Source organism: Mycobacteriales bacterium, assembly GCA_035995165.1.
Lineage (GTDB): Bacteria > Actinomycetota > Actinomycetes > Mycobacteriales > CADCTP01 > CADCTP01.
This window is the reverse complement of the sequence record DASYKU010000135.1, coordinates 1-8,721: the sequence shown is the minus strand read 5'-3', so window position 1 is coordinate 8,721 and position 8,721 is coordinate 1. Positions and strand designations below refer to the sequence as shown.

At 71.2% G+C, this 8,721-nt stretch carries 11 protein-coding genes; 4 read left to right on the top strand and 7 right to left on the bottom strand.

Annotated features, from left to right (window positions below):
• The 3 genes from katG to VGP36_22845 all read right to left on the bottom strand — a co-directional run.
• The coding region (katG, locus tag VGP36_22855; protein ID HEV7657550.1) for a catalase/peroxidase HPI at nucleotides 1-1,527 on the bottom strand (1,527 nt) is incomplete at its 3' end.
• A gap of 58 nt (nucleotides 1,528-1,585) precedes the next feature.
• On the bottom strand, nucleotides 1,586-2,011 hold the full coding sequence (locus VGP36_22850; protein ID HEV7657549.1) for a Fur family transcriptional regulator: 426 nt from the start codon (nucleotides 2,009-2,011) through the stop codon (nucleotides 1,586-1,588).
• Nucleotides 2,012-2,039: 28 nt separating this feature from the next.
• Nucleotides 2,040-2,639 (bottom strand): DUF5701 family protein, encoded by a 600-nt coding sequence (locus VGP36_22845; GenBank protein HEV7657548.1) that lies wholly within the window; start codon nucleotides 2,637-2,639, stop codon nucleotides 2,040-2,042.
• A 47-nt stretch (nucleotides 2,640-2,686) separates the two neighbouring features.
• On the opposite strand from VGP36_22845, the gene VGP36_22840 reads away from it, so the two are divergent.
• Nucleotides 2,687-3,412, top strand: coding sequence for a TetR/AcrR family transcriptional regulator (locus VGP36_22840; GenBank protein HEV7657547.1), 726 nt, complete (start codon nucleotides 2,687-2,689; stop codon nucleotides 3,410-3,412).
• Between the two features lie 192 nt (nucleotides 3,413-3,604).
• Here VGP36_22840 and VGP36_22835 read toward each other — a convergent pair whose 3' ends face one another.
• Complete coding sequence (locus tag VGP36_22835) at nucleotides 3,605-3,832, bottom strand: hypothetical protein (GenBank protein HEV7657546.1); 228 nt, start codon at nucleotides 3,830-3,832, stop codon at nucleotides 3,605-3,607.
• Between the two features lie 230 nt (nucleotides 3,833-4,062).
• On the opposite strand from VGP36_22835, the gene VGP36_22830 reads away from it, so the two are divergent.
• Nucleotides 4,063-4,539, top strand: a complete 477-nt coding sequence (locus tag VGP36_22830) for a MarR family transcriptional regulator (GenBank protein ID HEV7657545.1) — start codon at nucleotides 4,063-4,065, stop codon at nucleotides 4,537-4,539.
• A 215-nt stretch (nucleotides 4,540-4,754) separates the two neighbouring features.
• Nucleotides 4,755-5,675, top strand: coding sequence for a zinc-binding dehydrogenase (locus tag VGP36_22825; GenBank protein ID HEV7657544.1), 921 nt, complete (start codon nucleotides 4,755-4,757; stop codon nucleotides 5,673-5,675).
• A gap of 66 nt (nucleotides 5,676-5,741) precedes the next feature.
• Here the strand turns inward: VGP36_22825 and VGP36_22820 are convergent, their stop codons facing one another.
• The gene (locus VGP36_22820; protein HEV7657543.1) at nucleotides 5,742-6,497 is read right to left on the bottom strand and encodes a DUF4389 domain-containing protein; all 756 of its coding nucleotides are present in this window, start codon (nucleotides 6,495-6,497) and stop codon (nucleotides 5,742-5,744) included.
• On the bottom strand, nucleotides 6,494-7,513 hold the full coding sequence (locus tag VGP36_22815) for an NAD(P)-dependent alcohol dehydrogenase (GenBank protein ID HEV7657542.1): 1,020 nt from the start codon (nucleotides 7,511-7,513) through the stop codon (nucleotides 6,494-6,496). The genes VGP36_22820 and VGP36_22815 overlap by 4 nt, the downstream gene beginning before the upstream one ends.
• Nucleotides 7,514-7,695: 182 nt before the next feature.
• On the opposite strand from VGP36_22815, the gene VGP36_22810 reads away from it, so the two are divergent.
• Nucleotides 7,696-8,397, top strand: a complete 702-nt coding sequence (locus VGP36_22810) for a TetR/AcrR family transcriptional regulator C-terminal domain-containing protein (protein ID HEV7657541.1) — start codon at nucleotides 7,696-7,698, stop codon at nucleotides 8,395-8,397.
• A 105-nt stretch (nucleotides 8,398-8,502) separates the two neighbouring features.
• Here VGP36_22810 and VGP36_22805 read toward each other — a convergent pair.
• Nucleotides 8,503-8,721: hypothetical protein (locus VGP36_22805; protein HEV7657540.1), on the bottom strand; the 219-nt coding region annotated here is incomplete at its 5' end.

Genomic DNA, 8,721 nt, shown 5'->3' with positions numbered 1-8,721 from the left:
GATCCGCTCCAGCGTCTCCAGCACGGGCGCCGTGCCGGCGTTGATCTCCCAGCTGCGCTGCGGCTCCAGCCGCAGCCGGGCCCCGTTGGCACCGCCGCGCATGTCGGTGCCGCGGAAGCTCGACGCCGCCGCCCATGCCGTCGAGACCAGCTGCTGTACGGACAGGCCGGAGTCCAGGATGGTCTGCTTGAGGGTGGCGATGTCGCCCTCGCCGACCAGCTCGTGGTCGACCGCGGGCACCGGGTCCTGCCAGAGCTGCGCCTCCGGGATCCACGGGCCGAGGTAGCGCGAGACCGGGCCCATGTCGCGGTGCAGCAGCTTGTACCAGGCCTTGGCGAACGCCAGCCCGAACTCCTCCGGGTTGTCCAGGAACCGGCGGGAGATCTGCTCGTACGCCGGGTCGACGCGCAGCGCGAGGTCGGTGGTGAGCATCGTCGGCGGACGCGAGTCCGACGCGTCCTGCGGCCCCGGGATCGTGCCGGCCCCGGCGCCGTCCTTCGGCTGCCACTGCCACGCGCCGGCCGGGCTCTTCACGAGCTCCCAGTCGTAGCGGAAGAGGTTCTCGAAGAACTGGTTCGACCAGCGGGTCGGCGTGGAGGTCCAGGTGACCTCCAGGCCGCTGGTGATCGCGTCCTTGCCCTTGCCGGTGCCGTACGTGCTCTTCCAGCCGATGCCCTGCGCCTCGATCGGAGCGGCCTCCGGCTCGGCGCCGACCAGGTCGCCGGAGCCGGCGCCGTGGGTCTTGCCGAAGCTGTGCCCGCCGGCGATGAGGGCGACGGTCTCTTCGTCGTTCATGGCCATCCGGCGGAAGGTCTCGCGGATGTCGTGGGCCGCCTTCAGCGGGTCGGGCTCCCCGTTGGGGCCCTCCGGGTTCACGTAGATCAGGCCCATCTGCACGGCACCGACCCCGCCGGCGAGCTCGCGGTCACCGCTGTAGCGCTCGTCGCCGAGCCAGGTGTCCTCCGGACCCCAAAAGACCTCCTCGGGCTCCCAGGTGTCCTCGCGGCCGAAGCCGAAGCCGAAGGTCCGGAAACCCATCGACTCCAGCGCGACGTTGCCGGCGAAGACGAGCAGGTCGGCCCAGGAGATCTTCTGGCCGTACTTCTGCTTGACCGGCCAGAGCAGCCGGCGCGCCTTGTCCAGGTTCGCGTTGTCGGGCCAGCTGTTGAGCGGGGCGAACCGCTGCTGGCCACCGCCGCCGCCACCACGGCCGTCCTCGATCCGGTACGTGCCGGCGGAGTGCCAGCTCATCCGGATGAACAGCGGGCCGTAGTGCCCGTGGTCGGCCGGCCACCAGTCCTGCGAGGTCGTCATGACCTCGACGACGTCCCGCTTGAGCGCCTCGACGTCGAGCTTCGCGAACTGCTCCGCGTAGCCGAAGCCCTCGCCCAGTGGGTTGGACTTGGTCGAGTGCTGGTGCAGGACCTGCAGGTTCAGCTGGTTCGGCCACCAGTCCTGATTGGACTGGGGGCGGCCCGGAGTCGCCGGGGTAGGGGCGGAGATTGCCGGGTTCTCGCTCTCAGACACGCAGTTCTTCTCCCTCGTGTGGTGACGGGTACGGCCGATGGCGTCCGCCGCGGGTCGATCAGCGAGCTGTGAGGCAGTCCGGGCACTGGCCCCAGTAGATGACCTCGGCCTCGCTGATCTGGTAGCCCGAGTCGTCGGACGCGGTCAGGCAGGGCGCCTCCCCGACCGCACACTCGACGTCGGTGATGGCGCCGCAGGTGCGGCAGACGACGTGGTGGTGGTTGTCCCCGGTCTGCGGCTCGTACCGGGCGACCGAGCCCATCGGCTGCAGCCGCCGCAGCAGGCCCACGTCGGTCAGCGCCCGGAGCACGTCGTACACGGCCTGGTGCGAGACCACGCCGAGCCGCTGACGCGTCAGCTGCAGGATCGCGTCGGTGTCGGCATGCGGGTGGGCGTGCACCGCGGCCAGCACCGCCACGCGCGGCCGGGTCACGCGCAGGGACGCCACCCGCAGCATCTGCTCGAATTCCGTGTCCGCCGCCATCCCCCACACCCTCCCGCATAATCTGGAATCATTCAAGTAACGGCGCTGGGACAGTCCGCTCGGAGGTGGAGGCGAAGCCGAGCCAGGTGTGGCGGTTGCCGGCCCAGCACCAGCCGACCTTGGGTGCGCCCTTGTTCTCCTTGCCGTCGCGCCCGGTCCCGCCGCTGATCCAGATCGCGGGCGTACGCGAGTCCTTCGGCTTCCGGGAGCCGATGGTCATGAAGCAGTGGTTCCGTTCGAGCCGGCCGGGCTCCTGGAGCAGCCAGCTGATCCCCTCGCTGATCGTGAGCGGGCTGCGTCCGCGGCCGGTGATCGCCGGCAGGGCCTCGTTCGGGCTCCGGTTGCGCATCTCGTCGCCGCGCTCGACGTCGTGCAGCAGGTACAGGGGTCGGTCGGGGATCTCGGCGACGGGCGCGAACTCGTCGAGGTCGCTCAGGTCGTCGACGACGAACCCGGGCCTGCCGTTCGACCACAGCAGGGTCGCCAGCCTCGCGGCCGGGACGAGCGACGGGTGTACGACGAGCACTGCGCCCGGTCCGTCGCCGGCCAGGTGGCTGAGTTCCTCGGCGCTGATGCCGGCGAGCTCCGGGACGCCGAGCGAGATCAGCCGCTGCAGTGGGACGCTCACGGTCCTCCTCCTGCCGTACGATGTACCGTACAGTGTACGGTACGACGGTGCCGAACAGGAGCGCGGACCCGGCGAAGCTCGTCGCACTGCTCTGGGCGCCGTCGACGGCCGTCGGGCGTACCGGGATCACTGTGGGTGCGGTGGTCGAGGCGGCCATCAGGATCGCCGACAGCGAGGGGCTCGACGCGCTCAGCATGCGCCGCCTGGCCGGCGAGGTCGGCGTCGGCGCCATGACCCTCTACGGCTACGTGCCCGGACGGGCCGAGCTGTTGCAGCTCATGCTGGACGCGATCGCCGGGCAGACGTACCGGGACCGGCCCCTGCCGCGGTCCCGCCGCAGCCTGCGTACGGCGGTCCGATACATCGCGGACCGCAACTGGGATCGTGCGATGGCGCATCCGTGGTCGGTCGAGATCCCGCCCGGCCGGCCCATCGTGGGGCCCGGCGAGAGCCTGAAGTACGAACACGAACTGGAGCCCCTCGACGGCATCGGGCTCAGCGACCGGGACATGGACGCGCTGCTCGCGACGGTGCTGTCGATGGTCGGGGCGGCCGCCCGCTGGCACCTGAGCCTGCAGAGCAGCCGGGCCTCGCTCACCGACGACCAGTGGTGGAGCGCGACCGCGCCCGTCCTCGGGCGGGCGATGCAGGACGTCTCGCTGCCGATCGCCTCCCGGGTCGGGACCACCGTCGCCTCCGCCGGCGACCCGTACGCGACCCTGCAGTTCGGCCTCACCGCCGTCGTCGACGCCGTCTCGTCGCGACTCGGCTGAGACGCCGGCACGTCACGACTGTTCGTCGGTTGTGTGGCGCTTCGGGATCGATCGCCCGGCTCGCGCGGTCGCCCGGCCTACGGCCGCCGGGTGGAGTTCCGCCAAGCTCGGTCTCGACCCGGACTCCGCGAGCAACCGGCGCGTGCTCGCGGTCCTGGCCTTCCTGCGTACCTGATCAGGCCGCCTGACGCATCAGTCTTCGGGAAGGGCGGCGAATGCCTTCTTCGTGTCCCTGTACCAGCCCATTCCTGATATCGGATGCTTCCATCTGCCCTGCATGCTCGTCAGGGCGCTCCGGTGCGTCTCGTCACCCTTCGCAACCACTTCCTTCAGATGGTTGTCCTGTTCCTTGATGACCTCGTCGGCCTTGTTTCCTTGAAACGCGGCATCGCAGGGACCACCCATCTGTCTGCACGTCATCGTCTTCACGACATCACCTTTCCGGTGGAAGGCTGGACCGAACCGACATGGTCGACGTCCATGGCGGTGAGGTTAGGTCGGCCCGGGGACCGATGCTTCTCGATTCCTGACGGGTGTCGCCATCCCGCCGAGGAACGCCGCTCCGCTGCGGCGGCCGAGGCGCCTTCCGTGGAAGGTGAAGTAGGTGCCGAGGAAGATATGGTCGAGTGGTGAGTGAACCAACAGACGCGGTGGCCGAGATCGTCGCCCAGTGGGGGCGTGAGCGGCCGGACCTCGACGCCAGTCCGCTGCTGGTCATCGGCCGGATGGCGCGTCTGACCCAGCTTTTCGAGCCGCGCCTCCGTCCGCCGTTCGCCGCGGCCGGCCTGGGAAACGGCGACTTCGACGTGCTGGCGGCCCTGCGCCGCAGCGGGCATCCCTTCACGCTCACCCCAGGAGAGCTGAGCACCGCGTTGCTCGTGACGACCGGTGCCGTCACCAAACGGATCGACCGCCTGGAGATGCGCGGGCTCGTCCGCCGTACGGTCTCGGCGTCGGACGCCCGCGGCCGGCTGGTGACTCTGGAGCCGGAAGGCGTGCGCCTCACCGATGAGCTGATCGGCACCCACCTGGCCAACGAGGCGAGGCTACTGGCCGGCCTCGACGCCCGCGAACGCCGTGAGCTGGCCACCCTCCTGGCAAGGGTGGCCGAGACACTCCCGTCCTGACCGGCCCGGACGTGGAACGGGATCAACCGGCACACTGACTTGCGCTGATCGCCGAGATGCTCGGCCGCCGCTGCCCGCAGCGCCCCGCCGCTGCGTACGGCCGAGGCCGCAGGAGCAGCCGGCGCGGAGCCGGCCGACCCGCGATGCACTCATCCGCCGGGGTGTGCGGGAGTGGCGTCCACCACGGGGTTGTTGCGACGGGCAAGGGTGGATGGGTGCTTGCGCTCATAGCAACAGGGACCCCGCCGTACGTCACGATGAGCGACGTTGCGGCGCCGACGCCGCTGCCGGACCAGGCGCTGGTCGCCGTGCACGCGGTCGCGCTGAACCGGGGCGAGGTTGTCGACCTGCCCGGCCGGCTGCGGGGGGCGCGGCTGGGCTGGGATCTGGCCGGGGTGGTCACGGCGGCTGCGGCCGATGGCAGCGGGCCGCCGGTCGGTACCCGGGTGGCCGGGCTGGTCCGGGCCGGTGGGTGGGCGCAGGTCGCCGCGGTCCCTACCACCGTTCTCGCGCCGATCCCGGACGACGTGTCCGACGTGTCGGCGGCCGCGTTGCCGACGGCCGGGCTGACCGCGCTCCGGTCGCTGGAGGTCGGCGGCCTGCTGCTGGGCAAGCGGGTGCTGGTGACCGGGGCGAGCGGCGGTGTCGGGCGGTTCGCCGTGCAGCTGGCGAACGCCAGCGGTGCCCAGGTCACCGCGCTGGTCCGGGATGCCGGCCGGTCCGGCGAGGTGCTGGGTCGGCTCGGTGCGACCGCGGTGGTCGAGCGGATCGACGGCGACCACGACCTGATCGTGGACGCCGTCGGCGGCGACACGTTCGGCCGCGCGATCGAGCACCTCGCGCCCCGGGGGATGCTGGTCAACCTCGCCACCCGGGACGACGCGGAGACGGTGACCTTCCGAGCGGCCCGGTTCGACCGCGCATGGGGCGCCCGGATCTACACGCTGAACCTGCCCGACGAGCTGGCCGCCCACGCCAGCGGCACCGCCGACCTGGGCCGGCTGTGCCGGCTGGTCGCCGCCGGCCGGCTGGACCCGCAGGTTGAGCTGGTCGCGTCCTGGCGCGACCCGGCGCCGGCCCTCGATGCGGTGAGACAGCGCCGGGTCGGCGGCAAGGTCGTGCTGAGGGTGGACTGACCCGGTCTGAGCCCGGCCCGGTGTCGCGCCGCTGGCGGGCAGCGCCCAAGCGAGCGCGTCGCCTCCCTATCCGACCGGAGTGGCCGGGGCAGGTCCGGTCGTGACCGGAGTCCCCGACGGCGGCGGCGGGGTCGGGAGGGCGGGCTGGGAGCCGGGGTCGGTGCCGCCCTGATCGAGCCGGAAGGGTGGGTAGGCGTCGGTCATGAGGCCGGCGTACGCGGCGACCCGCAACGACCAGCGGTCCATGCCCATGACGAAGCGGTAGAGGGAGTCGGGATAGCGGCCGGTGAACAGCAGCGCGATCGCGGCGATCAGCACGAGCAGGCCGACGAGTCCGCCGCCTTCCCAGCCGCTGTTCCAGCCGTCGCTCATGCCGCGGCTGCTGGCCCAGAGGCCGCCGCCGATGAATACCGACAGGATGATGTAGTGCGGCAGGGCCAGCAGCCACCACTTGACCAGCACCAGCCCCCGGGACAGCCGTTCCGGGTACGGGAGGTCGAGGCGGGCCGGATAGTCCGGCACGTCGGCGAGCGTGAATGGCGGGTACCGGTCGGTGCCGAGAGCCCCGTAGCCGTAGTAGTTCACCCGCCAGTTCCAGCGCAGCACGCCGAGGTTGAAGTCGAACAGCGACCGCGGATACCGGCCGGTGATCAGGATGGCGAAGAACGCCACGACGCTGACGGCGAAGAACGCCAGCCACAGGAAGAACAGCACGATGAAGTGCGGGACGAGCAGCAGCCATTTGACCAGCCACAGCCAGCGGGAGGTCGGCTCCAGCGTCGCGTCGACGCGGACGGGATAGGCGGTTCGGTGTTCGGTCACGGAGTGCTCCCCGGGTGTGGGTTCTGCGCACTGTGGGTCGGGATGGAGACGACGAGCTTGCCGCGGGCCCGGCCGTCCAGCAGGTGCCGGATGGCCGCCGCGGTCTCGGCGAGCGGATAGGTCCGGTCGAGGGCGGGGGTGACGGCGCCGGCCTCGATGAGGTCGCGCAGAGTGTCCAGGTCGGCGGACTTCTCCGACGCGACGAAGGTGCCCAGCCTCTGCCGTACGAACGGGGACAGCAGCTGCGCCCGGACCTGCCGGCTGCTGCCGCCGAGCAGGCGTCCGTCGGTCTCGCCGCCGACGATGACCAACCGTCCCCGCCGGGCGAGGGCCCGCCGGAGCCGGGACAGCGGGGTGTTGCCGCCGATGTCGAGGATCACGTCGTAGCGGATACCGTCGTCGGTGACGGCGTCGACGGTGTAGTCGATGACGCGGTCGGCGCCCAGGCCGCGAACCAGGTCGACTTTCGCTGTCGCGCACACAGCGGTGACATCGGCGCCGTACGCCTTGGCGAGTTGCACCGCGAAGCTGCCCACGCCGCCGGACGCGCCGATGATCAGCACCTTCTCGCCGGCCCGCACGTGACCGCGGTCCCGGACAGCCTGCAGGGCCGTGCCGCCGGACACCGGGACGGCGGCCGCCTGCTCGAAGGAGACGTTCGCCGGCTTCCGGGCGAGCTTGCCGGTCCGAACGGCCGCGTACTCCGCGAAGGTGCCGGTGGACATCCCGAACACCTCGTCGCCGGGCCGGAAGCCGGTCAGGCCGGCACCGACCGCCTCGACCGTCCCGGCCAGGTTCCGGCCGGGGTTGACGTACTTCGGCCGGCGCAGGCCGAAACCCGCGAGCCGGATCGGATAGGGCAGCCCGGCCATGATGTGCCAGGTACCGCGGTCCACGCTGGCCGCGTGCACCCGGACCAGGGCCTCGTCATCCCGCATCGTGGGCCGGTCGATCTCCGCCAGCCGGAGGACGCCCTCAGGCGCCGGTCCGTAGCGGTCCTGCACGATCGCCGCCATGGTCGTTCTGCCCGCCGTCGGCCGGGGCGGCGCTTTCCGCTTGTCGAGCTGAGTGGTCCACATCGAGACCCCGATTCGGGTGTACGCAGTACACCTTGTGGGCATGACTGTAGGTGTACGCCGTACACTGCGTCAAGAGGCGACTTCGGTCCCCGCGGCGGCTCACCGGAAAGGCGGTTGATATGGCTCAGCTGGTGGAGGCCGGACGCCGGACGCCCCTGAGCAGGGATCGGGTGCTGCGTGCCGCCGTGGCATTGGCCGACGAAGCCGGGATCGAGGCGGTCAGCATGCGGCGGCTCGCGCAGGAGCTCGGGGTCGTGCCGATGGCGCTGTACAAGCACGTTGCCAACAAGGACGAGCTCCTGGACGGCATGGTCGATGTCCTCGTCGGCGAGATAGACCCCGCGGTTCCCAGCGCCGACTGGCAGACCGCGGTCCGGCAGCGGATCCTTTCCGCGCGCCGGGCGCTCCGGCGCCACCTCTGGGCATCCCGCCTGGTCGAGTCGCGCCCAGCGCCGACGCCGGTCGTGCTGGCGTACCTGGAGTCGATGATCGGGATGTTCCGGACGGGGGAGTTTTCCGTCGACCTCACCCACCATGTGATGCACGCCCTGGGCAGCCGCATGTTCGGGTTCACCCAGGAGCTGTTCGACAACTCCGTGAGCGTCGACCCTGCCGTGCAGGCCGCCGCGCTCCGTCAGATGTCGGGCGCCTATCCCCACATCGTGGAGGTCGCATCCGGGGGTGGTCACGACGAGCGATCCGCCGTCGGTGCGGGCTGCGACGACCAGTTCGAGTTCGAGTTCGGGCTGGATCTGCTTCTGGACGGATTCGACCGACTCCGTCGGCAAGGGTGGAGCTCCACCCGGCCGGCGGCGCCGTGAGCGGATCCGGGGCTTTCCGGTGCGGCGCCGTCCTGATCCTGATGTCCGGCAGACGTGGCGGGTGCGGTCCTTCGGCGTCGCGACTGTTCTCGACGACGCCCGTGCTCAGAGCCCGGAGCGGGTGAGGATGGCGAGCAGGGTGGTCTTGCGGCGGTGAGTGTGGGTGAGGGCGTCGAGGTAGGCGCGGAAGTCGGTGCCGGCGCGGTCGTGGAGGCCCTGGAGGATGAGCAGGAGCCGGGCCGCCTCGGTGTAGCCGGTCTTGTCCTTGCGGTCGATCGCGGTGTCGACCTCGGCGGCGTAGACGGGGATGGCGTCGGCGGGATG